22 protein-coding genes are annotated in these 26,416 nt (G+C 70.9%); 11 read left to right on the forward strand and 11 right to left on the reverse strand.

Annotated elements, in window-relative coordinates:
- Window positions 1-95: 95 nt before the first annotated feature.
- A complete protein-coding gene (locus tag KF837_16990; protein ID MBX3229021.1) occupies window positions 96-1,235 on the reverse strand; it encodes a beta-ketoacyl-ACP synthase III in 1,140 nt (379 codons plus the stop codon).
- Window positions 1,236-1,557: 322 nt separating this feature from the next.
- Between KF837_16990 and KF837_16995 the strand changes: the two genes are divergently transcribed.
- Window positions 1,558-1,764: a hypothetical protein gene (locus KF837_16995; protein MBX3229022.1), complete on the forward strand. Its 207-nt coding sequence runs from the start codon at window positions 1,558-1,560 to the stop codon at window positions 1,762-1,764.
- Window positions 1,765-1,892: 128 nt separating this feature from the next.
- Here KF837_16995 and KF837_17000 read toward each other — a convergent pair whose 3' ends face one another.
- The 4 genes from KF837_17000 to KF837_17015 are packed head-to-tail and all read right to left on the reverse strand — an operon-like array spanning window position 1,893 to window position 6,024.
- On the reverse strand, window positions 1,893-3,110 hold the full coding sequence (locus tag KF837_17000) for an ATP-grasp domain-containing protein (GenBank protein MBX3229023.1): 1,218 nt from the start codon (window positions 3,108-3,110) through the stop codon (window positions 1,893-1,895).
- Between the two features lie 15 nt (window positions 3,111-3,125).
- The gene (gene ligA / locus KF837_17005) at window positions 3,126-5,177 is read right to left on the reverse strand and encodes an NAD-dependent DNA ligase LigA (GenBank protein ID MBX3229024.1); all 2,052 of its coding nucleotides are present in this window, start codon (window positions 5,175-5,177) and stop codon (window positions 3,126-3,128) included.
- A 12-nt stretch (window positions 5,178-5,189) separates the two neighbouring features.
- Complete coding sequence (locus KF837_17010) at window positions 5,190-5,714, reverse strand: DUF4136 domain-containing protein (GenBank protein ID MBX3229025.1); 525 nt, start codon at window positions 5,712-5,714, stop codon at window positions 5,190-5,192.
- A 10-nt stretch (window positions 5,715-5,724) separates the two neighbouring features.
- Window positions 5,725-6,024 carry a hypothetical protein gene (locus tag KF837_17015; GenBank protein MBX3229026.1) on the reverse strand — a complete coding sequence of 100 codons (300 nt, stop codon included), beginning with the start codon at window positions 6,022-6,024 and terminating at the stop codon, window positions 5,725-5,727.
- Window positions 6,025-6,186: 162 nt separating this feature from the next.
- Between KF837_17015 and KF837_17020 the strand changes: the two genes are divergently transcribed.
- From KF837_17020 to KF837_17045, 6 genes are all read left to right on the forward strand, one after another.
- Window positions 6,187-7,569: a sigma-54-dependent Fis family transcriptional regulator gene (locus KF837_17020; protein ID MBX3229027.1), complete on the forward strand. Its 1,383-nt coding sequence runs from the start codon at window positions 6,187-6,189 to the stop codon at window positions 7,567-7,569.
- Window positions 7,566-8,246, forward strand: coding sequence for a C-type lectin domain-containing protein (locus tag KF837_17025; protein ID MBX3229028.1), 681 nt, complete (start codon window positions 7,566-7,568; stop codon window positions 8,244-8,246). Before KF837_17020 ends, KF837_17025 begins: the two co-directional genes overlap by 4 nt.
- A gap of 3 nt (window positions 8,247-8,249) precedes the next feature.
- On the forward strand, window positions 8,250-9,752 hold the full coding sequence (locus tag KF837_17030) for a serine/threonine protein kinase (protein ID MBX3229029.1): 1,503 nt from the start codon (window positions 8,250-8,252) through the stop codon (window positions 9,750-9,752).
- Between the two features lie 18 nt (window positions 9,753-9,770).
- Entirely contained in the window at window positions 9,771-10,631 is an 861-nt protein-coding gene (locus tag KF837_17035) for a hypothetical protein (GenBank protein ID MBX3229030.1), read from the forward strand.
- Between the two features lie 134 nt (window positions 10,632-10,765).
- The gene (locus KF837_17040) at window positions 10,766-12,631 is read left to right on the forward strand and encodes a hypothetical protein (protein ID MBX3229031.1); all 1,866 of its coding nucleotides are present in this window, start codon (window positions 10,766-10,768) and stop codon (window positions 12,629-12,631) included.
- Between the two features lie 244 nt (window positions 12,632-12,875).
- The gene (locus KF837_17045; protein MBX3229032.1) at window positions 12,876-13,877 is read left to right on the forward strand and encodes a hypothetical protein; all 1,002 of its coding nucleotides are present in this window, start codon (window positions 12,876-12,878) and stop codon (window positions 13,875-13,877) included.
- A gap of 9 nt (window positions 13,878-13,886) precedes the next feature.
- Here KF837_17045 and KF837_17050 read toward each other — a convergent pair whose 3' ends face one another.
- Together KF837_17050 and KF837_17055 are read right to left on the reverse strand one after the other, a co-directional pair.
- Entirely contained in the window at window positions 13,887-14,855 is a 969-nt protein-coding gene (locus KF837_17050) for a hypothetical protein (protein ID MBX3229033.1), read from the reverse strand.
- A gap of 78 nt (window positions 14,856-14,933) precedes the next feature.
- Window positions 14,934-15,605 carry an FHA domain-containing protein gene (locus KF837_17055; GenBank protein MBX3229034.1) on the reverse strand — a complete coding sequence of 224 codons (672 nt, stop codon included), beginning with the start codon at window positions 15,603-15,605 and terminating at the stop codon, window positions 14,934-14,936.
- A gap of 117 nt (window positions 15,606-15,722) precedes the next feature.
- On the opposite strand from KF837_17055, the gene KF837_17060 reads away from it, so the two are divergent.
- Window positions 15,723-16,613, forward strand: a complete 891-nt coding sequence (locus KF837_17060) for a hypothetical protein (GenBank protein ID MBX3229035.1) — start codon at window positions 15,723-15,725, stop codon at window positions 16,611-16,613.
- A gap of 134 nt (window positions 16,614-16,747) precedes the next feature.
- Window positions 16,748-16,987, forward strand: a complete 240-nt coding sequence (locus KF837_17065; GenBank protein ID MBX3229036.1) for a hypothetical protein — start codon at window positions 16,748-16,750, stop codon at window positions 16,985-16,987.
- Window positions 16,988-17,299: 312 nt separating this feature from the next.
- On the opposite strand, the gene KF837_17070 is transcribed toward KF837_17065, so the two are convergent.
- The 4 genes from KF837_17070 to KF837_17085 form a co-directional block, all read right to left on the reverse strand.
- Complete coding sequence (locus KF837_17070; GenBank protein MBX3229037.1) at window positions 17,300-19,792, reverse strand: protein kinase; 2,493 nt, start codon at window positions 19,790-19,792, stop codon at window positions 17,300-17,302.
- Window positions 19,793-19,978: 186 nt separating this feature from the next.
- Window positions 19,979-20,644 carry a hypothetical protein gene (locus tag KF837_17075; protein ID MBX3229038.1) on the reverse strand — a complete coding sequence of 222 codons (666 nt, stop codon included), beginning with the start codon at window positions 20,642-20,644 and terminating at the stop codon, window positions 19,979-19,981.
- A 257-nt stretch (window positions 20,645-20,901) separates the two neighbouring features.
- Entirely contained in the window at window positions 20,902-21,693 is a 792-nt protein-coding gene (locus KF837_17080; GenBank protein MBX3229039.1) for a cell surface protein, read from the reverse strand.
- On the reverse strand, window positions 21,648-22,796 hold the full coding sequence (locus tag KF837_17085; GenBank protein ID MBX3229040.1) for a hypothetical protein: 1,149 nt from the start codon (window positions 22,794-22,796) through the stop codon (window positions 21,648-21,650). Before KF837_17085 ends, KF837_17080 begins: the two co-directional genes overlap by 46 nt.
- 82 nt (window positions 22,797-22,878) lie before the next feature.
- On the opposite strand from KF837_17085, the gene KF837_17090 reads away from it, so the two are divergent.
- Both KF837_17090 and KF837_17095 read left to right on the forward strand, forming a co-directional pair.
- On the forward strand, window positions 22,879-25,575 hold the full coding sequence (locus KF837_17090; GenBank protein MBX3229041.1) for an ERAP1-like C-terminal domain-containing protein: 2,697 nt from the start codon (window positions 22,879-22,881) through the stop codon (window positions 25,573-25,575).
- Complete coding sequence (locus KF837_17095; GenBank protein ID MBX3229042.1) at window positions 25,572-26,414, forward strand: NAD(P)-dependent oxidoreductase; 843 nt, start codon at window positions 25,572-25,574, stop codon at window positions 26,412-26,414. The genes KF837_17090 and KF837_17095 overlap by 4 nt, the downstream gene beginning before the upstream one ends.
- The last annotated feature ends 2 nt before the right edge of the window (window positions 26,415-26,416 follow it).

Genomic DNA, 26,416 nt, shown 5'->3' on the forward strand with positions numbered 1-26,416 from the left:
CCGAGCGAAGCGAGGCTTTGGGAAGGGCCGCCCGCGCGCAGGCCGAAGGCCGAGCACGGACGGGGGATGGGCACCTAAAAAGAAGAACGCTGTCCTCAGGTCGCGGCGTGTGCGCCTCGTGTCTTCTTCACGATGACGCTGCCGACGGAGTAGCCGGCGCCGAACGAGCAGATGACGCCGACGTCGCCGGCGGCGAGGCCGGCGCGGTGTTTGTGGAAGGTGATGATCGAGCCGCAGGAGCTCGTGTTCGCGTACTCCTCGAGGACGGAGGGGGACTCTTCCGCGGTCGCGTCGCGGCCGAGGATCTTGCGCGCGATCCACTGGTTCATCGTGCCGTTCGCCTGGTGGAGCCACATGCGGCGGATCGCGGTCGGCGCGATGCCGGTGCTCTCGAGGTGGCTCGCGATGAGGTCGGCGACCATGGGGGAGACCTCCTTGAACACCGCGCGGCCGCGCTGGACGAAGAGCTTGTCCGCGTCGTCGCGGTGCTCCGGCGCGCAGCGGCCGAGGAAGCCCGCGTTGTTGCGGATGTTGTTCGAGTACTTCGTCGCGAGGCGCGTGCCGACGATCTCCCAGGCCTCCTTCGCGCTCGACGCTTCGAGGTCCTCGACGACGACGGCGGTGCACGCGTCACCGAAGATGAAGTGGCTCTCGCGGTCGCGGAAGTTGAGGTGGCCGGTGCAGATCTCTGGGGAGACGACGAGCGCGCGCTTCACGCTGCCCGCCTTCACGAGGTCGTGCGCGACGTTGATGCCGAAGGTGGCGGAGGAGCACGCGACGTTCATGTCGAACGCGAAGCCCTTCGTGCCGAGCGCCTCCTGGACCTCGACGCTGATCGCGGGGTAGGCGCGCTGCTGGTTCGAGCACGCGACGATGACGGCGCCGACGTCCTCGGGGCCGACGCCGGCTTGCGCCATCGCGTCCTTCGCCGCGGCGACGGACATCTCGCACTGGATCGACTGCGCGTCGTTCGAGCGCTCCGCGATGTGGGGGCGCATCACGTTCGGGTCGAGGATGCCGGTGCGGTCCATCGCGTAGCGGCGGCCGATGCCGGACGCGCTCGTGATGAACTCGGCGGAGGATCTCTCGAGCGCCTTCTTGTCGCCGTTCGCGATCGCGTCCGCGTGCTTCGCGTTCTCGGCGTCGACCCAGGTGTTGAACGCGGCGACGAGCTCGTCGTTCGAGATCGAGTGCGGAGGGGTGAAGAGGCCGGTGCCCGTGATGGCGATGCGCATAGACGAGCGCCCTTCGTAGCCCAGGGCGCCGCGGAGCCGCAAACGATCCGGCTGATGCGCTGCGTCGAGTGTCGGGGCCGCCGTGATACGCCGGCAATCCTTGCGCCCGGGCAGGCCGTCGCAGACGAGCTCGAGGGGTTCGGGGGCCCGAACGCGTGCGAGCACGCGCGCCGCACAGCGTGCAAAAGTGTCACCCAAGGTCGTGCGGCTCGAGGAGCGGCTCGAGGGGCGCGGCGCCGTCCGCGTTCGTGCTTCTGCTCGCGTTTCCGGTCGATCGCGGCGACGCGCGGATGTGGGCACGTCGCATGCTTCGACGGGGGCCATGCACACGAACCCGAAGCGCGACGCGCAGAAGACCGAAGAGGCGGGCCTTACGGGAGTCCCGGAGGACGCGCCGTCGACCGTGAACCCGAGCATCGCGACGCCGCCGCAGCCTTCGGCGCCGCGCCCGACGCCGTCGCGCCAGGACCGCCTCGACCTCGAGCGCTCTTCGGGCGAAGGCATGACGCCGCCGCCGTCGAACCCCTGAGCCGCGCATGAGCAACACGAAGCGCACGCCTTCCGCGACGAAGGCAACGAGGACCGGCGGCCAACAGGGCGACGGCACCGAGCTCTTCGCCGTCTCGATCCCGAAGTGCCGCTGACCCGGCGCGCGGGTCAGGACGCGTACATCTTGATGTTCGCGGCGGCGTCGCGCGCCATGCCGAGGGCGGTGTCGAAGTCCGGGTGACGGACCATCAGGTGGCCGTCGCTCACCTGCGTCTGCTTCCAGTCGCGGCGCGGGGTGCCGGGGCGGAGGAGCTTGTCCTCGACGACCCAGCCGCGGCAGTCGTGGAGCCACTTCCGCAAGCCCTCGATGCGCTGGATCGTGCCCCAGCCCTGCGCGCGCTTGAAGATGAGGCCGACGTTGTACTTCCGCTCGAACGGGCCCTCGTAGTGGTGCCAGCACGCGATGCGCGCCCACTCGCGGAAGAAGTCCGCGTCGTAGGTGTAGTTCATCTGATCGACCAGGCCCGCGCCGCCGGGACGGCACGCGATCTCGCCGAAGACCGCCTCGCCCTTCGGCGTCAGGTACCACTCCATGTGCGTGAAGCCGTCGCCCATCTGGAGCGCCTTGAGGACGCCGCGACCGAGCTCGATGCCGCCCGCGAGCTTCTCCTGCTTCGTGTCGCGGATCGAGATGCCGATCGGGCTGATCCACTCCACCGTGCGCGCGACGAGCGGCTTCGGGATGTACTGCGTCACGTTCTCCATCATCGGGCGGCCGTCGATGCAGAGCGTGTCGTAGGTGAACTCCTCGCCGTCGATGTACTCCTCGCAGCTCGCCTCGTTGCGGCCGCCCATCGCGCGGAGCGCCGCGTCGAGCTCGGACTTGTCGCGGATGTGGAACGTGTCCGCGCATCCCGCGCCCGCGATCGGCTTCAGGATGATCGGGTAGCCGAGCTCCTCGACCGTCTCGAAGACGTCCTTCGCGGTGTGGACGCGGCGTGACTTCGGCACGCGAAGGCCCGCCGCCGCGATGCGCTCCTTCATCAGCTGCTTGTCGCGGAAGCCGCGCACCACGTCGGCGCTCATGCCCGCGATGCCCCAGCGCTCGCGCATGCGCGCGGCGAGCATGACGAGCGGCTCCCAGTTCGTGAGCACCCGATCGACGTGCCGCCCCCGCATCCAGTCGGTCACGCGCTGGATCACGTCCTGCTCGTCCATGATGCGCGGCACCTGCAGGTAGTCCGCGAGGTACGGCTTCACGCGCTGCGGGAGCGAGTCGCGCGGGGTGTCGCCCACGCCATAGACCGCCGCGCCGACCTCGGCGAGGCCGCGCGAAAAATTGATCATCTCGGCGGGGTACGACGGCGACAGAAGAACGACGCGCATGACGACCGAGTCTTATCACGGCTCCTCCTCGGGGGCCGAGACGGTCTTCTTCTTCGCCCGCGCCTTCTTCGGTTTGGGCTCGGCCGGCTCGGCGGCCGCCGCTGCCGCCGCCGCGGCGCGCGGGCTCTCGATGTGCTCGCCCGCCTCCGCGCGCGCGACGAGCGCCATGAACTGATCCGCGTCGATGCAGGCGGTGCCGTACTTCTTCGCCTTCTCCGCCTTCGTCGACCCCGAGCCCGGATCGGCGAGGACGAGGAAATCGAGGTCCTTCGTGACGCCGGCGAGCAGCGTGCCGCCGTGCTTCTCGACGAGCTCCTCGTACTCCTTGCGCGGACGCGGCAGCGTGCCGGTGAAGCAGAAGCTCCGGCCGTAGAGGCCGCCGCCCGTCTTCGGCGGCACCGGCTCGATGCCCGCCGCGCGCAGGCGCCCGATCTCGTCGCGACGCGCCGCGAGGCCGGCGACCACGCTCTTCGCCTTGATCTCGCCCATCCCCTTCAGACCCGCGATCTCCTCCTCCTTCGCCTCGAAGAGCTTCTCGAGCGTGTCGTAGCCGTTCGCGACGAGGAGCTTCGCCGTCTCGAACGCGAAGTCCTCCATCCCGAGCGACGCGAGGAACACCGGGAGCGTGAGCGGCAGCCGCGCGTGGAGGTTCGCGACGATCTTCTTCGCCGAGAGCTCGCCGCGCCGCTCGAGGCCCGCGATCTGCTCCACCGTGAGGCGGTACAGATCGGCCGGCTCCTTCACCAGGCCCGCCTCCACGAGCTGGACGATCAGCTTCTCGCCCCACTCGAGGATGTCCTGCACGCCGACCCAGCGCCGGAGACGGCCGGTGACGATCGCGAAGCACTCCTTGTTCGTGCATTGCAGGTACTCGCCGCGGCGGGTGAGCGGCTGCTTGCAGGAGACGCACGCTTCCGGCGGCGTCGCGACGGTGCCGTGCTTGACGACGACCTCCTCGAGGTAGGGGATCACGTCGTTGCGGCGCGAGACGAGGACCTCGTCGCCGACCCCGACCCCGAGGCGCTCGACGTTGGATGTATTATGCAAGGACACGTTCTGCACGATCGCGCCGCCGATGTCGACCGGCTCGACCTGCGCGATCGGCGTGACGCGGCCGGAGGGCCCCGTCTCCCACGTGATCGCGACGACCTTGCTGTTCTTCGCCAGCGACGGGAACTTGAACGCCACCGCCGCGCGCGGGCGATCGCCGAGCTCGCCGAGGAGGTGCTGCGAGCGGAGGTCGTTCGCGCGCACGACGAGGCCGTCGATCTCGTAGTCGAGCGCGCCGCGCTTCGACGCGACGTAGTCCTGATGCACCCTGAGCGCGCCCTCGAGGTCCGTCACCGTGAACCACGGCACGATGAGCCCGAGCGCCGAGAGCGCCTCGTACTTCTCCTCTTCCGTCGCGTACTCCTTCGGTCCGCCTTCGAGGTCGTAGAACATCACCGTGAGGTACTGGCAGCCCTCGCCGTCGAAGCGCTTCGACGTGCCCGCCGCCTTGTTGCGCGGCGTCGCGACGTAGCCGGGGAACCCGCGCTTCACGTCGGAGAGCTTCAGGATGATCTCGCCGCGGATCGACACGGTGAGCTTCTCGGGCAAGCGCGAAGGCACGCCCTGCATCCGCCGCGCGTTGGGCGTGATGTTCTCGCCGACGTGGCCGTCGCCGCGCGTGATCGCCTCCGCGATGCGGCCGTCGACGTAGTTCACCGCGAGGGAGAGGCCGTCGAGCTTCTCGGTGACGAGGAGCGAGGTCGTGATCGGCGCGAGCCCCGCCTCCGCGCCGAGCTTGTCGCATCGCTCGGCCCATTGCCGGAGCTCCGCCTCGTTGACCGCCTTGTTGAGCGAGCCCATCGGGATCGCGTGGCGCGCCTTCGGCCACTCGCCGCCCGCCGGCGCCGGCGCGCCGATGCTCTTCAGCGCCGCGCTGTCGGGCGCGAGGCGGCGAAGCTCGTCCTCGAGCTCGTCGTACGCGGCGTCCGAGACGAGCGGCTGCCCGTTGTAGTAGGCGTCCTTGTACTTCTTGACGAGCCCCTCGAGCTCCGTCACCCGGTCGTTCGCGGCGGCCATGCACGCCGCAGCTTAGCGCGACGTCGGCGGGACCGGCTCCATGATGAGACGCACCTGCTTCGCGATGCGATCGGGATCGGGCTCGCGGTGATGGAGCTCGTCGGAGGCGGAGCCGTGGAAGAGGTGCCCGCCGTTCGAGCGATCGAACACGTCGATGTGGAGCTCGGTGACGTCGTTCGTCATCGACGGCGCGCCGTGCTGCGCCGCCATGCCCTTCGGCTCCTCGAGCACCTTCTTCACGCCGAGCGAGATCCGGACGAGGAGCTCGGGATCGGGATCGAGCACGTAGCCGCGCGCCCGCATCTCGCCTTCGATGCGCTCGCGGATGATCGCGAGCGTCTGCGGCGCGTCCGCCCACTGCACGGTGCCGTCCGGCGTCGGCGCGGTCGCCTCGAAGGCGTAGGTCTTGTGTCCGGAGACGGACGAGATGACGGCGGAGTGCGTCGTCACCTGCATCGTCCCGACGCGGTCCTTGCTCGGCGCGCACGCGGCGAGCACGAAGACGAGAACGACGCAGACGATTCGCGGCAAACGCATGACTTGCACCTCAGTTGCAGACCACGATCGGCACGTCGATCGGACGCGCGCGCACGGGGTCGTAGATCTTCAGGTAGCCGACCTCACAGACGCCCTCGGGTCCGAGCGGATCGCGGAGGTCGCCGTCGAACGGCCGCGGCGCGGGCAGATCGCGCGGCGCCGGGATCGGCGCGCCGAGCGGATCGGGCGGCGCCGGCATGCCGTCGCCGGCGACGCTCAACGTGTGCTGCTGATCGGATGCCGCCGGCTCGTCGGTGTCGCCGCACGCCACGAGAGCGAGGACGAGGGCGGTGAGACGGAGCGCGGACATCACGACGAGGTTCGAAGCAGCACGCGTACCAGGACGCGGGCTCGACGTTTTCCGCTCGGATCGCGCGCGCCCCGCGACGCTTCTCGCCTCACCCACCGATGCGCCACGCACGAGGTAGAGAGCGTGCGACATCGGGACGGCTCCCGCGTTATCCTCGCAGGCGTGAGTGACGGCGGCCTTACCCTACGGCTCGGCGGCGCAGCAGCGACGTCGCTCCCCTCCGAGCTTCGCGTCACCGTGCTGGAAGGACGCGGCGCCAACGCGGCGACGTTCACCTCGAACGGCCCCTCGCTCACGGTCGGTCGCACCGCGGCGGCGGACGTGTGGCTCGACGATCCCGCCGTCTCCGCGTTCCACGTCGAGCTGACGAGCACGCCGGCCGGCATCGCGATCAAGGACGCCGGCAGCAGCAACGGCACCTTCGTCGGCGGCGGCATCCGCGTGATCGAGGCGGTCGTGCCGCCGGGCTCCGTCATCGTCGTCGGCACCACCACGCTGCGGGTCGATCGCGTCGACGGCGGACCGCGCACCGCCGCGCCCGAGCTCGCGAGCTTCGGCCGTATGCGCGCGTCGAGCGCGATCATGCGCTCGCTGTTCGCCGTCCTCGCGCGCGTCGCGCCGACGGAGCTCTCGATCCTGATCGAGGGACAGACCGGCACCGGCAAGGAGCTCGTCGCGGAGGCGATCCATCACGCGAGCCCGCGCGCGAAGGGGCCGTTCATCATCCTCGACTGCACGTCGGTCCCGCGCGCCCTCGCCGAGTCGGTCCTCTTCGGTCACGAGCGCGGCGCGTTCACCGGCGCCGACGACGCGCGCCCCGGCGTCTTCGAGGCGGCCGAGGGCGGCACCGTCTTCATCGACGAGATCGGCGAGCTCCCGCTCGACCTCCAGCCGAAGCTGCTCCGCGTCCTCGAGAAGCGCGAGGTGGCGCGCGTGGGTCAGTCGTACGCGCGCCCCGTCAACGTGCGCGTGCTCGCCGCGACGTGGCGCGACCTCCGCAAGATGGTCAACGCCGGCACCTTCCGCGAGGACCTCTACTTCCGGATCGCGCAGGCGCGCGTCGGCATCCCGCCGCTCGGCGAGCGCATCGATGACATCCCTGCCCTCGTCTATCACTTCCTCCAGACGCTCCCGCCGAAGGCCCCGGGCGCGCGCATGATCACCCGCGAGGCGCTCGAGGACCTGAAGACGCGACCGTGGCCCGGCAACGTGCGCGAGCTCCGGAGCACGGTCGAGCGCGCGGCGATGCTCGCGCAGGGCGCCGCGATCACGCCGGCCGACCTCGGCTTCGAGCGCCTCATCTCGGTCGAGCGCACGAAGGCGGCGTCGCCGGGCGCGGCGGCCGCGAGCGCGGCGGCGGAGAACGAGGACCTCCCCGACTTCAAGCAGGCGAAGCGATCGCTCGTCGACGACTTCGAGCGCGGGTACCTCGCCTCGCTGCTCGAGCGCAGCGGCGACAACCTCACGCGCGCGTCCGCGATCTCGGGGATCGAGCGGCATCACCTCCGCGACCTCCTGCGGAAGCACGGCCTCCGCGGGACGTGATGCACGTCCGGCTCGTCGTCTCGGCGCTCCTCGCGGGCGCGGCCTGCACGACGCCGGACTACAAGTTCGCGCCGGACGACGCGGCGACGACGGTCGTCATCGTCGTGCCCGCCGAAGCGGGACCGAGCCCCGACGCCGAGGCGGCGCCGCCGGACGCCGCGCCGCTCGAAGGGTTCCCGATCGCGATCCCCACGACCGGCGACTTCGCGGACGACTGCGCGGCGGCGACGATCCCGTCGGCGAACGTGCAGCTCGTGGTCGGTCCGTCCGACGGCACGCGCCGCTGCACGATCTTCTTCTTCAACAACCCGTGGGGCCGGAGCTACGCCGACGCGAAGGCCTCGTGCGCAGAGCTCACGCACGGCGCGAAGGTCGGCGCGCTCGCGTCGTTCCGCGGTCAGGACAAGGCCGATCGGGTGAAGGCGCAGTTCCCGAAGAACATGTCGCCGTGGATCGGCCTCGAGGTGCCGCCCGGCGCCGACGCGCTCGATCGGCAGCAATGGACGTGGGTCTCGGGCGAGGCGTACGGCTACGACGGCTTCCGCAGCGGCGCGCCCGCCGGCGCGAGCTGCGCGCACTGGATCTCGCCGCAGCCGCCGGAGGCGAACCCGAAGGCGGAGTGGGAGGACCTCGACTGCGCCACGACGAAGGGCTTCCTTTGCGAGGTCGACGAGTAGGTCATGCCCGCGCGCGGTCCGCAGCCCGGGGACCTCATCGGCGAGCGCTTCCGGCTCGAGCTCATGATCGGCACCGGCGGCATGGGCGCGGTGTGGAGCGCCGCGGTCGAGGGCTCCGACGAGCGGGCGGCGGTGAAGTTCTTGCATTCGCAGCTCGCGTCGGATCCGCTCCTCGTGCAGCGGTTCCTCCTCGAGGCGCGCGCGGGGATGGAGATCGAGCATCCGAACGTCGTGCGTGTCATCGCGCAGGGGTTCGTCGAGGCGAGCGAGCCGCACGGCGATCCCGCTCCGTGGCTCGCGATGGAGCTCCTCGACGGCAGGCCGCTCGGCGACGCGCTCCGCCTCCGCGGCCGGGTGGAGGCGGTCGACGCGCTCGCGATCCTCGCCGACGTCACGGCCGGCATCGCCGCCGCCCACGCGAAGGGGATCGTCCATCGCGACATCAAGCCGGGCAACGTGTTCCTCCAGCAGACGGAGGAGGGCATCGTCGCGAAGGTGCTCGACTTCGGGATCTCGAAGTACGTCGATCCGGCGATGGACGGCGGGCTCACGTCGACCGGCGCCGTCGTCGGCTCTGCGCTCTACATGAGCCCGGAGCAAGCGGCGGGCGGGTACAACGTGGACCCGCGGACCGACGTCTGGTCGCTCGGGGTGATGCTCTATCGCATGCTCACGGGGGAGCACCCGCTGCCCGCCGGCGGACAGCAGGAGGTGATGGTCGCGCTCGGCTCGCCGAAGGAGCTCGATCTGAGCGCGCTCCGTCATCCGCGCATCCCGCCCGCGGCGGCGGAGATCGTGCGGCGGTGCCTGCGGAAGAAGCGCGAGGAGCGCGTCGCGTCGGCGATCGAGCTCGAGCCCGAGCTCCGCGCCGCGCTCAAGCTCGAGATCGCGCGCGCGCGGACGCCCGACATCGACGACCTGCTGCGCCCCGCGTCGTCACGCGCGACGGTCATCGCGGCGCCCCCGGGCGCGGAGCGCGAGCCGGCCACCTCCGCGACCGCGCCGACGGGCTTCGTCGTCGACGCGATCGACACGGCGTCGCCCGCGTCGCTGCCGCCTCTGACACCCGCGTCGCCCGGCGCGGAGCGCGGGCCGGTCACGTCCGCGACGGCGCCGGCGGGCTTCGCGATCGACACCGCGTCGCCGCTGCCGGCGGCTCCGCCAGCGCCGCGCCGTCCGCCGGCGTCACCGGCGTGGGTCGCGAAGGCGGGGGCGATCGTCGTCGGGATCGGCATCGTCGTGATCGCCGGATCGATCTATCGCCTGCGCGCCGCGACGCCGGCCGCGCCGGAGGTGCCGCCTCCGCCGGCGTCGATCGTCGTCACCCCGGCGCCGTCGCCGCCGGCGTCGGCGTCCGCGGAAGAAGACGAGATCGAGGAGCTCGACACGCTGGTGAGCGCGCACTCTTCGACCGCGCGTCCGAGCGCGCGGCCCGCGCGACCGCGGCCGCGCCCGAAGCCGTCCGCCGCGCCGAGCGTGGATCCGTGGCGACGGCCCGGCTTCTGACGCGTATCCTCGCGGGCGGTGGTGGGCCGTTCGGTTCGAGCTCTCGTCGTCGCCGCGATCGTCTCCGCGGCGTCGATCGCACGAGCCGACCCGAGCCTCGACGCGGCCGAGCTCGCCACCGCGCGCGCGCTCTTCGAGGAGGGCGTCGCGCGCGAGGACGCGAAGGACTGGAAGGGCGCGCTCGAGCGGTTCAAGCGCGTCGCGGAGATCCGCGTCACGCCGCAGGTCCTCTACAACATGGCGCTCTGCTACGAGCGGCTCGGCATGACGTCGTCGGCAGACGTGCACTATGCACGCGTCGAGAAGGGCAACGCCCCCGACCTCGCGAAGCTCGCGACCGCGCGGCGGAAGGAGCTCGCGTCGAAGATCCCGGAGGTCGTCCTCGAAGGCGCGGGCGACCTCCGCGTCACGCTCGACGGCTCGCCGGCGACGCTCGGCGTCGCGGTCGCGATCGATCCCGGCCCGCACGAGATCGTCGCGCAGCGCGGAAAGGACTCGGCGAGGACGACGTTCGAGGCGCCCGCCGCGAGCGGGAAGATCACGATCGCGGTGCCGGAGCCCGCCGCGCCGCCGCCGCCCGCTCCGCCGCTGCCGCCGCCTCCGCCGGCGAAGACCTTCCCCGTCCTCGCGTACGTGACCGGCGGCCTCGCGGTCGCGAGCGCGGGCGTCGGCGTGTTCGGCGTCCTCTCGCGTGCGAGCGCGATCGACGACCTCGACGCCGCCTGCGGCCCCGCGCGCGACCGATGCCCCTCGTCGCTGCGCGGCACCGCCGACCGCGCCGAGACGATGTCGCTGGTCGCGAACATCTCCTTCACCGCGGCGATCGCGGCGGCGCTCGCGACGGCCGGCATCGTCTATTTCGGATACGTGCGCGACTGAGCGGGGGGCACTTCCCCACTCTCTTGTCCCGGCGCGCGAGTCGCGCAAAGGCCTATTTTCTCCGCAGATCTTGGTGCGCGAGTTGCGCGATCGAGGGTGGGTGGGACAGGCACGTACGTTGCGGAAGGGCGGGTATGGTGACCTGGCGATTCGCGGCGGTGATGGGGGTTCTCGGGCTGATGGCGTGCACGGCGGGGGAGACCGAGCCGATCGCCGAATCGAGCGCGGAGGTCCGGACCGCGGTCGACAACGGCGCGGGCGCGGGGCCCGCTCGCTTCGAGGTCGATCCGTGCGAGCACCCCGCCGCGTTCGCGCGCGAGCACGGGCTGAACCTGATCGTCGCGCGGCCGGGCCAGCGCGTCATCGTCGGTACGGACAAAGCCGACTTCATCGTTGGAACCGACGGAGACGACATCATCCGCGGAGGCAAGGGCGACGACGTCATCTGCGCCGGCGCGGGCGAGGACGTCGTGCACGGCGACGAAGGCAACGACTGGATCGACGGCGGGAGCGACAACGACAAGCTGTTCGGCGACGCGGGGAACGACATCATCCACGGACGCGGCGGCGGCGACGAGATCCACGGCGGCGACGGCGACGATCAGGTCTACGGCGACATCCTCGACGACAAGCTGTGGGGCGACGCCGGCGACGACCTCATCGTCGGAGGTCACGGCACGGACTTCATCTACGGCGGCCCCGGCAACGACTACATGCGCGGCGACACCGGCAACGACACCTTCGACGGTGGACCGGGCACCGACGTCGTGAGCTTCATCACCGCGATGCCGCCGGGCCAACCCGACCTCGAGGGCCGCCCCAAGTCGCCGTACGACGGCATGCGCGTCGACTTCACGAACGACTGCATCAAGTCGCCCGACGGCAAGCGGCACGAAGGCTGCGCGAACGGCGACGGCGGGAACGAGCCCCTCGACGGCGTGGAGATCATCATCGGCTCGCCGTACACCGATCAGTTCGTCTCCGGCGGCCGCGCGGTCCAGTTCATCGGCGGCTACGGCGCCGACACGTGCGACGGCGCGCCGTGCGGGAAGGCGCTCCCGGACGACGCCGCGGGCAAGGTGTTCGTCACCCTCGACATCGCGCAGGCGCGGGACGTGGGCCTCGTCGTGATCGGGTCCGAGGGCGACGACGACCTCGAGATCGTCCAGCAGGGCGACGCGTTCAAGGTGAGCTCGCCGCGCGGCACGCCGCTCTTCGCGGGACCGAACTGCGTCGCCGACGCGATGGGCGTCAGCTGCACGCCGCGGCACGTGCTCCGCTGGATCGCCGCGTACATGGACGACGGCGACGACACGGTGCGCCTCGCGCGGGCGGCGCGAAAGCGCGAGTCGCGCCGCTTCCCCGCCGACATGACCGCGCACGTCAGCGGCGGCAAGGGCGACGACCGCCTCGAGGGCGGCGACGAGGAGGACATCCTGTTCTCCGGCGTCACGGGCGAGGACCACCTCTTCGGCAACGGCGGCGACGACGCGCTCCTCTCCGAGAGCCGCAAGTGGCCCGCGCGCGAAGGCTGCACCGAGGCCGACAAGAAGAGGGACCCGCGCTGCACGGAGGACAAGCCGAGAGCTGCACAATACACGGACGGCGCCGACGAGCTCGTCGGCGGCCCGGGCGACGATCAGCTCGTCGCGGACTACCCGTGCGGCAGGCACACCTTCTCGGGCGGCGGCGGCAACGACGTCGCGGGCTTCGCGCGCAGCGGCCGCTTCGACATCCACGCGCAGCTCAACGGCCCGGCCTCGGTGAAGACGAAGTTCTGGGGCAAGGCGTTCAACCCGCAGCTCTGCGGCGTGGAGGCAGCGACGAGGTTCGTCGCCGACGACCTGGAAATCCTCGAAGCCGCCGACGGCAACGACGACCTCTGGGGCAACGACCGCCCCAACACGATCTGGGGCCGCGAAGGCGACGACATCCTCCACGGCCTCGGCGGCAACGACACCCTAATGGGCCTCCGCGGCAACGACACCGAGATCCAGTAAACCCGCCGCGCCCCCACCCGCCCCACCCACCGCGCCCGCCGCGCCCACCGCGCCCGCCCCCGCCCCACCCACCGCGCCGCTGGCGCTGGGGGCCCCGCGAACGCAACCGCCACAGCGGTTGCAAAGCAACCCGACGCGCAACGCGCGTCGGGTCGTGTTCGCGGGGTGGGGGTGTCGGGGGCGAAGCCCCCGACGTTGAAGATTTCTCGGCGCCCGCGCGGCGCGGCGGCGATACTGGGCGTGCGTGAAGCTTCATCGTTCTCTCGGTCCCCTCGCCTTGATCGCGCTCGCGTGTTGCGCGCCGGCCGCCGCACCTCCCGCGAAGACGGCGCCGGCGGCGCCGGCGACGACGTCGACCGCGGCGTCCGCGCCGGCCACGTCCGCCGCCGCGACGGAGGAGCCGGTGAAGGAGCCGGAGAAGAAAGAGAAGGAGCCGGAGAAGAAGAAGATCGAGCTCCCGCGCGGCGGCCGCGAGATCTTCCCGCGCTTCCGCCTGATGGGCTACTGCGGCACCCCCGGCGGCGAGCCGGCGATGGGACGCCTCGCCGGAGACCTGGCGAAGAAGGCGAAGGCGATCGAGAAGCTCGGCGCGCAGTACGCCCGCGAGCGCGAGCTCCTCCCCGTCTTCGAGCTCATCGCCACCATCGTCCTCGGCTTACCGGGCGCCGACGGCAAGTGGCGGCGCCGCGTCCCGGACTCCGTCATCGACCAGTACCTGAAGGAGGCGCGCGCGGCGAAGGCGCTCCTCCTCCTCAACATCCAGCCCGGCCACTCGGACTTCATCACCGAGGTGAAGCACTACGAGAAGTACCTCCGCGAGCCGGAGGTCGGCGTCGCGCTCGACCCGGAGTGGCAGATGCACGGCAAGCAGAAGCCGGGCGTCTTCTACGGCCAGACGACGGGCACCGCGATCAACGAGGTCGCCGAGTTCATGGCCGGCATCATCAAGGAGGGCGACCTCCCGGAGAAGGCGCTCGTCTTCCACCAGGTCAACGGCACGGTCGTGAAGGACGAGAAGGACATCGTCCCGCACGAGGGCATCGCCCTCATCAAGGGCGTCGACGGCCTCGGCCCCGCCCCGACGAAGGTTGTAACCTACAACTACCTCGTCAAGAACATGCCCTCGACGACGCACGCCGGCTTCAAGCTGTTCTTCGACGAGGACACCGCGAACAACAACAAGCTGATGACCCCGGACGACGTGATGAAGCTCACGCCGCAGCCGGAGTACATCATGTACGAGTAGCGCGCGCCGTCAGTGCGTCACGGCCGGCGTCGGGTTCGCCTCGACCCACTGGTTCGCGCTGCAGAGGAGGCCGTCCTCGACCGTGCCCTCGGCGAGGCAGTCGCCCGCGCCGTCGTTCGCCTTGTTGCTCCAGCACCAGTGGCGGGAGGCGACGCAGCACGCGGGGCGGTTCGGCTTCGTGGTCGGCGAGTCCGCCGCGCAGGTCGAGGTGTCGAGCATGCTCGGGACCACGCAGCGCGGCGAGAGCTGCGCCTCCGCGCCGATCAGCTTGTCCTTCGCGATCATGCTGCGAACGAGGCTCGCGGTCGCCTCCGAGAGGCCCTTGTGCTTCTCGAACTTCGAGGCCGCCGTCGCGTTGGGCTCGCGCTCGAGGTAGTTGTGCATGACGTCGCACGCGGCGTTGACGTCGCCGATGCGGAACTTCGGCATCGCCGCGAACGTGGGCTCGCCGTAGAGCGCGGCGCTCGGGTTGATCACGTTCGGGAGGATCGTCTCGCCCGTGCTCTGCGCGTAGGACGTGCCGTCGGAGATGGAGAGCTTCGGGTAGTTCGCGGCGGACGGATCGTTGTAGCCCTGGATCGCGACCCACTCGCGGACGGTGGGGACGCGCGTCGGGAAGAGCGCCGGGTCGAAGACGTAGAGCTGGTCCTCGCCGTCCTTCGTCGCGATCGGTGCGACGTGCCACGACCAGATCCCGTAGAGCGGGGGCGCGCCCCACTTCGCGTTCACGTAGACGTGCTTCGTCGCGATGCCGTTCTCGGCGAGGAGCATGGAGTAGTAGAGGGCGCGCGCGTAGCAGCCGTCGGTGGTGTACGTCCACGGCAGGTACGGGAGCGCCCCGAGCTTCGACGCGGCGGTGTCGAAGTCCTCCGCGCTCAGATCGAGCTTCGCGTCGCCGGACGGCTCCTCCGTCGTGTTGGCCGAGCAGGCGGCGAGGGCGAGGAGCGAGGCGGCGAGGGCGGGTCCGAGGAAGCGCATGTGCGTCGGGGTAGCATGCGCTCGGGTGAGTGCAACGCGATCCACCACCTTTTTAAGGTGCGGATTTCGTGGATTATTCTATGGGCGCGACGGCCGGGGCGGCTTCGGGAGCATCGACGGCCGGGCGGCGCTGCCGGTCGGCGGGATGATGGCGTCGAGGCCGAGGAGCGGGGTGCCGTCGTTGACGTCGGTGGAGGGCTCGAAATCGAACGTGCCGCGCCACCGGAGGATGGAGGTGATCGCCTGGATGGGATCGCGCGTCTTCCGCGTGTCGACGACGACCTCGCCGACGTGCCCGCGCATGAACGCGATGCGGCCGTTGAGCGGCGGCGACGTCAGGTTCAGGAAGCCGGTGCGCTTGAGGACGCCGATCGCGCGGATCACGCTCGCGGGCGGCACCTCGGTGAGGCTCCCCGCGATCATGCCCGGCGCGGCGCCGGGGAGGAGGCCGGCGGGAGAGTTGCCGTACACGCGCGCGACGACGTCGCCGATGCTGATGACGTCGCCGATCGCCACCTTCGTCTCGCCGACGATGCGCGAGCCGTTGAGGAACGTGCCGTTGCTGCTCTCGAGATCGGTGATGAGGAGATCGCTCGCGCTCGCGGTGATGCGCGCGTGAGTGCGGCTCACGAGGTCACTCTGCAGCACGATGTCGCCGTCCTCACCGCGGCCGAAGACATACGTGCCGCCGGCGAGCGGGATGACGCGCCCGCGCTCACGGCCGAGCAGGAGTTGGAGATGGAGCGACACGGACCTCTGCGGATCTAAGCGCCGAAAGGCAGCGTCCGCCAATTTCCGTCGGTCTTGCGGTCCATGCTCAGCGCCGTATAGTCCGCCGTTCGATCGTCGCGCGAGAACGCATCATTGATGAGCAAGAAGCCCCTTCGTATCGGTGAGCTCCTGGTCCAGAGCGGAGTGCTCACGGAGGCGGCCCTCGCCGACGTGCTGGAGCGGCAGAAGGCCGACCGCCGGCGGCTCGGCGATCTCCTCGCGGAGCGGAACCTCGTCGAGCCGCGGCGGCTCGCGCAGATCCTCTCGTACCAGCTGAGCTGTCCCTGGCTCTCGCTCACGAACGTGGATCTGCCGAAGGCGCTCCTCGAGCTCGTCCCGCGCGACCTCGCGATCGAGCACACGCTCGTGCCGGTCCACCTCCGCGAGAAGAACGGCACGACCTTCCTCTACGTCGCGACGCACGATCCGACCGACGAGGTCGCGCTCGCGGCCGTCGCCGACGCGGTGAAGATGCCCGTCCGCCCGATGGTCGCGATCACGTTCGAGATCCGTCAGGCGCTCACGCGCTACTACGGCGCGCCCGCGCCTTCGCTCACGACCGCGCCGATCGCGTTCAAGCCGCCGGCTCCGCCGGCTCCGCATCAGAAGCCGGCGCCGCCGAAGCCGCCGCCGCCGGTCCCGCAGAAGAAGCCTCCCACGACCGCGTCGGCGGAGACCGCGCGCATCCCTACCGTCCTCGTGCTCAACGCGCCCGATCGCTTCCACGAGCAGTGCAAGCTCGCGGCGCGCTCGGTCGGCGCGACGCTCGGCCAGGGCACGCTGATGGATGCGGCGGAGAAGGTGAAGGACGTGCGGCCGGCGGCGATCGTCGTGACCGACGACATCTACAGCTTCGACCGCGCCGGCTTGAACAAGCTCGCGATCGAAGCCGACGCGCTCCTCGTCGTGTGGAGCGAGGACGTGGACGCATCGCAGCTCCAGCCGCTCCTGGAGGGCGCTGTGCGACGTGTAAGGCGCGCGTCCTGATCGCGTCTCGATCCGTTGGATCATCCGTTCGTTGCGGCCCAAGCGACACCGCCTGGATCACAGATCATTTCTTCATAATTCCGGGCAGTTGACGTTTCAGATTCCCTGGCATTCGGGCTGCACTCTGGGTGGACATGCGCTCTGTCCTCCTCGGTGTCGCCCTTGCTGCTGCTCTTGCTTCGCTCGTCGGTTGCGCAAGTGAACAGCACGCGGTGCTCGACCCGTCGGACGATCCGGCGTTCATCCCGCCCGGCCAGGGCGACCTCCAGATCGGCGCCGACCCCGAGGTAAAGGCCAAGAAGGCCCCCCGCGCCCGCAAGCTCCAGGAGCCGAACCGCGGCGTCTCGGGCGAGAAGCTCCAGGCGAAGAAGTAGGGTTTCGCGCGCCCTTCGCAGCTACCGCCTGGAAAGCTCACGCCCACACCAACAGGCCCGGCAGTTCCGCGGCTCACGCGGCCGCACCATCCGTGCTGACCATACGACCGCGGCGACCATACGACCGCGGCGGGGTTCGTGCTCACCCGGTACCGCGCTCAGCGGCGCCCGTATCGCATCGAGTGCGCCGCGCACCGCGCCCGCATCGAGCGGGTGAGCTGCACCGCGGCGCACGGAGCTCGCCGTGCGCACCGCGCCCGAGTGCGCATCACAACCGACGAGGTCGGGGCGGCACTTCTGGCCGCTTCGGGCTCAGTACTGGCTGGGGTCGTAGACGTTGCCGGTCTTTGCGGGGGACGGTTGCGGCTTGGGTTGCGGTTGCGGCTTGGGCTGTGGAGCGGGATGGTGCACCGGGGGCTTGTGATGCGGCGCCGGGCTGGTCTGCTTGTCGTCGACCGGCTTCTTGTTGTCCGCCGTCTTCGTGTCGGTCGGCTTCGTGTCGGTCGGCTCTTTCGGGTCTGGCTCCTTCGAGTCTGGCTCCTTCGGGTCCGGAGGAGCGTCGGGGAGCGTCGGAGGAGGTGTCGTCGTATCGACCGCGACGCTGCCCGGCTCTTGTGGGGTCGGGGAAGACGGCGAATTTGGTGCTGACGGCGAATTCGTTGCGACGCTGACCGAAGCCGAGCTCGAACCGGGGGCGCCCGGGCGCGCGATGGGGAGCACCTTCGCGACGTAGAGGCCGATCGCGATCGAGCTCACGAGCGCGAGCGCGAAGAGGAGCGGGATGATGACGCCCCTCTTCTTCTTCTTGCGCAGTGATGGCGCCGTGCGGACCGCGAGCTCCGGCGCGGAGATCGGCGCCGCCGTGATCGAGTCCGAAGGCATCGCGGGAGGCGCGCCCGAGCCGAACACCGGATTCGACGGCGACGAGCCCATCGCCGGCGGCGCTCCCGAGCCAAACAGACTCGGGTTCGAGGAGCCCATCGCCGGCGGCGCTCCCGAGCCGAACAGACTCGGGTTCGACGGCGACGACCCCATCGCCGGCGGCGCGCCCGAGCCGAACAGACTCGGGCTCGACGAGCCCATCGCCGGCGGCGCGCCCGAGCCGAACAGGCTCGGCGACGACGCGACCGGCGGGGGCGGGCCCGTCATCATGGGCACCGCGGGTTGCGGCATGGTGGGCGCGAAGGCGGCGGCGACGGGGGGCGGCGGGCCCGTCGCGATGACGGGTTGCGGCGCGGGGAACATCGGCGGCGACGGCGACGACGCGTCGGTGCCCGGCATCGCGAGCGTCTTCGGCGCGGCGGTGAAGACGAGCTGCGGCGGCGCGCCCGGGCCCTGCACCGTCTCCGCCGAGGCGCGCTCCGGCGAGGGCTTCGGAAGCGGCGGCGGAGGCGGTGCGGGCGACGGGAGCGGCGGCGGCGGTGCGGTCTCCATCGCCTGCACCGCGGCCGACGGCTTCGGGAGCATCGGCGCCTTGAGCGGGATCGCGCGGCCGGCCGCGATCTTCGGCGGCGCGAACGGATCGGAGTGCGGGACCAGCTGCGGGACGATCGACTCCTCCTGCGACGACGGCGGCGGCGGCTCGAGCGGCTTCGGCAGCTCCGCGAACGGCGAGAGGCGACCGAGCGGCTGCGTCGACGGACCGTCCTCGCCCAAACGCTCGAGGCGCTTCTGATGCGGCTCGAGCTGCGCCGCGAGCGCGCCGAACGACGGCGGGTTCGTGCGCACGGTGAACGGACCGGACGAGAGCCGCGCGCGGTTGAAGAGCGACGTCTCGTCCTCGTCGCTCAGCACGTCGGCGCTGTTCATCGCGTCGCTGTCCGCCGCCTTCATCACGCGCGGCGTGTCGCGCAACGTCATCGCGTTGCCGTCGCGGAGCTCCTCGAGCATCACGCCGGCGGTGTGGACGTGCGGCGTGTTCGGCGCGTCGTCGAGCGTGTCGCGGAGCGCGTCGATGAGCGCGAGCATCGACGGGTAGCGATCGCCCGGCTCACGCTCGAGGCAGCGCCGCACCACGCCCGCGAGCTGCGTCGTCACCTGCGGCCGCAGCTTCGAGAGATCGGGCGGACGCTCCGCGAGCACGCGCGTGCACAGCTCGGCGAGGTTGCGCGCGTTGAACGGATAGCGGTTCGTGAGGAGCCGGAAGAGGCACGCCCCCGCCCCCCAGATGTCGACGCGATCGTCGACGTCGCCCCCGCGCGCGAGCTCGGGCGCGAGCGCGAACGAGGTGCCGGCCGCGTCGCCCGGCTTGACCTTGCCGTCTCCGCGCGTGAGCCGCCAGATCGGCGCGAGCCCGAAGTCGAGCACGCGGATCGTCGACGGGCCGGCCGCCCCCTTCGGCGGGAGCGCGAGGAACAGGTTCTCCGCGTCGATGTCGCGATGGAGGAGCCCCTTCGCGTGCCCCTCCGCGACCGCCTCGCACGCGTGGATCATCAGGCGGACCGTCTCGTCGAGCGGGAGCGGGCCCTGCTGGAGGAGCCGCGCCGCGAGGGTCTTCCCCTCGAGGTACTCCATGCTCATGCACGGCTGCCCTATCTTCGTCTCGCCCACCGCGATGATGCGCACGGCGTACTTGCTCGTGAGCTTCATCATCCCGCGCGCCGCGCGCCGGAACCGCTCCGTGCTCTCTAGGTCCGTCCCGCGCGCGATCTTCACCGCGACCCGCTCGCCGGTGCGCCGATCGCGACCGGCGACGACGGTGCTCGTCATCCCCTCCGCGATGAGACCTTCGACCTCGACGGTCCCGTCGATGACGACGTCACCCGCGTGCGGCCCGGTCTTCTCGGTGCTCGGCGGGTGCTCCACCCAAACAAGGCTACAACGCCTCCCACAGCTGACGAAGAAGGATGGCGCCCCCCACCAAACACGAGGGCATCCAAATCGCGCACGCACCGACGCACGGCCCCCCTCTCGGGGGGTCCGGGGGCGCGGAGCGCGTCTTCGCGCGACGGCCCCCGGCGGGAGAGCTCGAGAGGGCGGAGCCCTCTCGACTCAAAGAAGCGTCACGGTGCAGCTCGCGGACGGGTCGGCCAGGAGGCGCTTGTCGAAGTTCGTCTCGACGCGGAGGACGGTGCCCGCCTTCGGCGTCAGCTTGCGCGCCTCGGCGAGATCGACCGTCTTGCCGCTCGCCAGCGTGTCGCCGGTCCAGAACATCTTCTGCTCGCCGCCGCCCGACGGCTTGAAGAAGATGTCCGCGTCGTTCTGATCGCGGCCGTCCTTGTTGGTCACGAGGATCGTCATCTTCGTGATCGTGACGAGCCCGTCCGTGACCTTCCAGGAGATCGTCGCGAGCGACGTGTGGCCCTCCGCCGTGGACGGGCACGTCTCGGTCCTCTCGACCGGCGCCTGCGGCGCGGGGGTCGTACCGGTGCCCGGGCTCTTCGGCGGCTTCGCCGGCTGCTCGCCGCCCTGCGCCGGCGGGAGGCGGTCCTCCGTCGTCGACACGTCGTCGTCGTCGCCGTCGAAGACCGGCGTGACCGGGAGCGTTCCGTCGCCCTCGTCGCGCGAGTCGTCCGAGCGCGAGGTGCTCCCCGGCGTCTCGGTCTCGGTCTCGCTGTCCGGCACCGGCGTCTCCGCCCGCGTCACCGGCTCGGCGGCGCAGCCGACGAGAGAGAGGCACCCGACGAGAGCGAGAGCGAGGCGGAGCGAGCTGACCATGCCCTACATCATCGCAACCGACGTGCCGGCCTCGCACACAATGATTTCAATGTGATACAAGATAGGCGTCAGGCACCTACCCGATCCGCATGAGTCCTTCGTGCATCGACGCCGGCAACCCGTCGCGCGGATTGCGCAAGGACGGAACAACGAGCCTCTGGGAAAACTGAGACCCTCTGCGGGGTCCGGGGCGGCGAGCGCGTCTTCGCGCGAGAGGCCCCGGCGGGAGAGCTCGAGAGGGCAGAGCCCTCTCGAAACTAGAAGTGGAGCGCCTGGATGGCGTCGAGGTCGAAGCCGTAGTTGTTCGGCCCCTGGCTGTTGCAGATGCCGCTCACCGTCTTGTCGACGATGCGGACGAACCTCGCGCGCGTGAGCCCGACGTCCGCGAGGTCGTACGGATCGCCGCCCGTGCCGTCCTCCATCACGGGATGCGATCCCGCGCACGCACCCCACGGCGCCTGCGTCGCGGTGCAAGGGAACGTCTTCCACGTCTCGCCGTCGTCGCTGACGCTCACCTCGCCCGGCTCGACGAACACCTCCGTCGAGCCCGCGGCGATGAAGGCGTTCTCGAACACGACGAAGTCGGCGCCCTCGCCGTCGACGATCGCGTTCGGCTCGAGCGAGACGACGATCTCGCCGCCCTTCCCGAGCGACACGACGTCGAAGCTGCCCGCCGCGGTCCCGGCGCCTTTCGGCGGCCCCATCACGATCCCGGGCATCTGGGTCGCGCCGAAGCCGGAGCACCTGCCGGGCGTGAACGAGACGACCTTCGTGATGAACGGCGGCACGTCGTCGAGGACGCCGCCGTCTTCGAACGAAGCGTCCGCCGATCCCGACGACGAAGTCGACGACGACGAGGAAGCGCCGCCGTCCTTCTTCACGGTGGGCGCGCCGAAGTCGATCGCCGGACCGGCGTCGGCAGGGACGGCGGGCGCGTCGCCGTCGCCGCTCGAGCACGCGAAGACGAGGAGACCGCCCGCGGTCAGGACCGCCAGCGCGCGGCTCACGGCGTCGGCGTCGCCGCCCTCGGCGAGAGCTGGACGAGCCACGCGCCCACGTTGTCGATCTCGACCGAGACCCAGAGGTTGCCGTTCGGATCGGCGAACGCGGAGAGCGAGGTGTTGGGGCTCGCGGGCTTGATCGCCTCGGCGATCACGTCGCCCTCACCCGCGATCTCGTCGGCGGACGCGGTGTACGCGCGCGCGTAGATCGGCGCGGGGGCCGTCGTCGTGTCGTAACCCTTCGCGAAGATCCAGCCCGTCCCGCTGCCGGGCACGCTCGCGACCGCCAGCGACGCGGTGCCGGTGGTGTCGGCCTCCGCGATCGTCGCCGGCTCCGTCGTCTCCGACGCGAAGGTCTGGCCCTTCGTGAGCGCGTAGATCGCGATCTTGTGCTCCGCGTCGATGCGGCTCGCGGCGACGAAGAGGTTGCCGCCGTTGTCGAGCGACACCGGGCCCGAGTAGCCCTCCCACGCGAAGAGCTTCGTGCTCCCGCCGGCGGGGACGAGGTCGCTCGCGGTGACGTCACTCGCCCAGAGCGCGTTCTCGCTCGTCGTCGACGGATCGGCGGTGAAGCCCGAGAGGCCGCTGTAGACGATGCGCGTCTTCGTGCCGTCGGTCACGCCGACGCCGGAGTAGAAGCCGTTCGCGTGCGCGCGCGCGATGACGGAGTCGTAGTTGCGCGAGAAGAGGAAGACCTCGCCGGACGAATGCTCGTTCGTCACGGTGTACCCCTGCAGCGTGACGTTGCCGAACGGGAGATCGACGAAGCCGTCCGCGCCCCAGAACGCGGCGGTCGGCAGGCCCTCCGGCGTCCGCGCCGACCACGGCTGCTGGCTCATCGGCGCGCCCACGGTGGCGGGGACGAACCAGCGGGTGACGAGCGGCGCCGCGCTCGGATCCTGGAAGTTCTGCGTCGTCGTCACTGGGCCGTTGTGCGAGCCCCACCGCGCGCCGAGGACGGGGCCGTTGGCGACGTGGACGCGCGTGACCTCGAACGGCAGGCTCGGGTCGAGCGTGAGGAGGTGGTCCGCGCTGATTTCCTGTGCATCTCCAGCGACTTCCTCGTCCGATTGGCTGCACGCGATCATCCCGAACGAGACGGCGGAGACCAGAGCGAGGAGGGGGAGCGAAGACGGGCGTCCGATAAGCATGGGGGTCGCGGTCCATACCGCAGAAGCTCGGCTCGTCAAGGAGCCGCTATCGCCCGCGGGGGCCCGTGGTAGGAACGGGCCCGTGATCTCCCGGAATCCTGCGCTCGCCGTCATTCTCATTTCGCTCTGCGCCTGCGCCGGGTCGGCGCCACCGCCGCCTCCGCCCGCGCCGCCGCCGGTGCCGAACACGAAGGCCACCGTCGCGGCGCCGCTGCCGCCCGCGCCGAAGCTGCGCCTCCCCGGGAACGTGCGGCCGAAGAGCTACGACGTGCTCATGCGGATGTCGCCGAAGAGCGAGAGCATCGTCGGCAAGGTCGACGTCGCGATCGACGTGACCGAGCCGACGAACGTGCTCTGGATCCACGCCGGCGACAACCTCGAGCTCGTCACCGCCGTGATCGCGGGACGAGGCTCCGCGCGCATCGAGCGCGCGAAGGACAGCGAGGACTTCGTCGGCCTCGTGCTCGACGCGCCGCTCGCGCCGGGCAGCTACGCGCTCGACGTCTCGTACCGCGGGCGCCTCCCGTCGCGCGACGGACGCGGCGCCTACCGGCAGGAGGAGCGTGGCGACTGGTACATCTACACGCAGTTCGAGTCGACCGACGCGCGGCGCGCGTTCCCGTGCTTCGACGAGCCGACGTACAAGACGCCGTTCACGCTCCAGCTCGAGGTGCCGGGCGATCAGCTCGCGTTCGCGAACACGCCCGAGGTGGCGACGCGGAAGAACGCCGACGGCTGGAAGACGGTGACCTTCGCGCCGTCGAAGCCGCTGCCGACGTACCTCGTCGCGTTCGCGGTCGGACCGTTCGAGGTCGTCGACGCGGGCAAGGCGGGGAGGAACAACACCCCGATCCGCATCATCACGCCGAAGGATCGGAGCGCGGACGCGAAGTACGCCGCGGCGACGACGGGGCAGGTCCTCACGAAGCTCGAGGAGTACTTCGACATCCCCTACCCGTTCGAGAAGCTCGATCACATCGCGGTCCCGCAGAAGGGCGGCGCGATGGAGAACCCCGGCCTCATCACGTACGGCACCGCGACGATCCTCGGGAAGCCGGACGAGCGCAGCCTCCGCCTCGAGCGCGGCTACCTCTCGATCGCGGCGCACGAGCTCGGTCACATCTGGTTCGGCGACTACGTCACGACCTCGTGGTGGGACGACATCTGGCTCAACGAGGCGTTCGCGACGTGGATCGCGTCGAAGATCGTGGAGCAGCTCCACCCCGAGTGGGACGGCGCCGTCAACCGCGCGCACTCGAAGAACGGCGTGATGTCGAACGACGCGCTCGTCTCGGCGCGCAAGATCCGGCAGCCGATCGAGTCGCGGCACGACATCGTCAACTCGTTCGACGGCATCACCTACCAGAAGGGCGGCGCCGTCATCGCGATGATGGAGTCGTGGATCGGCGAGGCCGAGTTCAAGAAGGCGGTCCACGGCTACCTCCAGCGCCACGCCTACGGCGTCGCGACGTCGGCCGAGTTCCTCGCCGACATGGCCGCGTCGCTCGACGAGAAGACGAAGGCCGCCTTCGCGCCCGCCTTCTCCTCCTTCCTCGATCAGGCCGGGACGCCGCTCGTGAGCACGGAGCTCTCGTGCGCGAAGGAAGGCCCGTCGCTGTCGCTCGCGCAGGAGCGCTACCTGCCCTCCGGCTCGGCGGGCGCGAACGACCAGCTCTGGAAGATCCCCGTCTGCGCGTCGTATCCGGGCGGCACGTCGTGCACGCTCCTCGACGGCAAGACCGGCACGCTGAAGCTCGACACGAAGACGTGCCCGGCGTGGGTGAACCCGAACGCGAAGGCGGCCGGCTACTACCGCAACCTCTTCGTCAAGGACGCGAACGCGCAGGCGAAGCTCCTCGCCAACAAGAAGCTCCCGCCGAACGAGCGCGTCGCCGTCTTCGGCGATCTCCTCGCGCTCGTGCGCAGCGGGCAGCGCGAAGACGCCAGCATCCTCGGACAGGCGAGCGCGATCGCGCAGGAGGGCGACCGCCATCTCCTCGCGATGCTCGCGGGGTACGTCCGCGGGCTCGAGGGCCACCTCGTGAGCGCGGAGCTCGCGCCGAAGTACCGCGCGTTCGTGCGGAGCACCTTCCTCCCGCGCGCGCAGAAGCTCGGCTGGCTCCCGAAGAAGGGCGAGGACGACGGCACGCGCATGCTCCGCCCCACCATCGTCGCGCTCGCGGCGCGCCACGAGGAGGCGCTCGCGGTCGAGGCGCGGAAGCTCACCGACGCGTGGCTCAAGGACCGGAAGGCGATCGACTACGACCTCGTCCCGACCGTCCTCGACGCCGGGATGCGGACCGGCGATCGCGCGCACTGGGACAAGCTCCGCGCGGAGGCGAAGAAGACGAACGACCGCATCGAGCGGACGCGCCTCCTCGAGGCGCTCGCGCGGGCGGAGGACCCGAAGCTCGCGGAGGAGAACCTGAAGCTCGCGCTCGCGGACGACTTCGATCGGCGCGAGTCGATCACCCTCGTCTTCGGCGTCGCGTCGGTGCCGAAGAACCGGCAGCTCGCGTGGGACTTCGTGAAGGCGCACTACGACGAGCTCATCGCGCCGCTGCCGCCGCGCTCCGGCGCCGGCCTCACGTACGTCGCGGGTAACTACTGCGACGCGCAGCATCGTGCCGAGGCGGAGGCGTTCTTCGCCGAGCGGGCGACCCGCGCCAACGGCGGCCCGCGCACGCTGGCGCAGGTGCTCGAGCAGATGTCGCTCTGCATCGCGCAGCGACCGGCGCGCGAAAAGAGCGTCGCCGCGTTCCTCGGCGGGCTGAAGTGACGGTCGCGTTCTTCGGGACCGGGCTCCTCGGCACCGGCTTCGTCCGCGCGTTGCGGCGGCGCGGCGAGGCCGTGCACGTGTGGAACCGCACGCCGGAGAAGGCGCGCGTGCTCGAAGCGGACGGCGCGATCGTGTTCGACGATCCCGCCGCCGCCGCGCGCGGCGCGGATCGCGTCCACCTCTCGCTCTCCGACGACGCGGCGGTCGACGACGTGCTCGCGCGCGCCGAGCTCGCCGCCGACGCGGTCATCGTCGATCACACGACGACGACGGCGACGGGGACGAAGGAGCGCGTCGCGCGCTGGTCGCGCTTCGTCCACGCGCCGGTGTTCATGGGTCCGCAGAACGCGCACGAGTCGACGGGCATGATCCTGGTGTCGGGCGAGCGAGCGCGCGTCGATCCCGTCCGCCCCCACCTCGAGAAGATGACGGGGAAGGTGCTCGACCTCGGCGAGCGCCCCGACGCGGCCGCTGCGTTCAAGCTGTTCGGGAACCTGTTCCTCATGTTCTTCACCTCGGGCCTCTCCGAGGTCTTCACCCTCGCGCGCGCGCTCGACGTCGAGCCTCGCGCGGCGGCGTCGCTCTTCGAGCACTTCAACCCCGGCCTCACGATCGGCGGGCGCATCGACCGCATGCTCGGCGCCGACTGGTCGAAGGCGTCGTGGGAGCTCGCGATGGCGCGGAAGGACGCGCGCCTCATGCTCGAAGAGGCCGCGCGCGGCGGCCGCCCGCTCCCGATGCTCCCGGCGATCGTCGCGCAGATGGACGCGCTCATCGCCGAGGGCCACGGGCGCTCGGACTGGACCGTCATCGCGAAGGACGCGATCGAGGAGCGTTGATC

Origin of the sequence: Labilithrix sp. (assembly GCA_019637155.1) — a bacterium.
In the GTDB taxonomy this organism is placed as follows: domain Bacteria; phylum Myxococcota_A; class Polyangia; order Polyangiales; family Polyangiaceae; genus Labilithrix.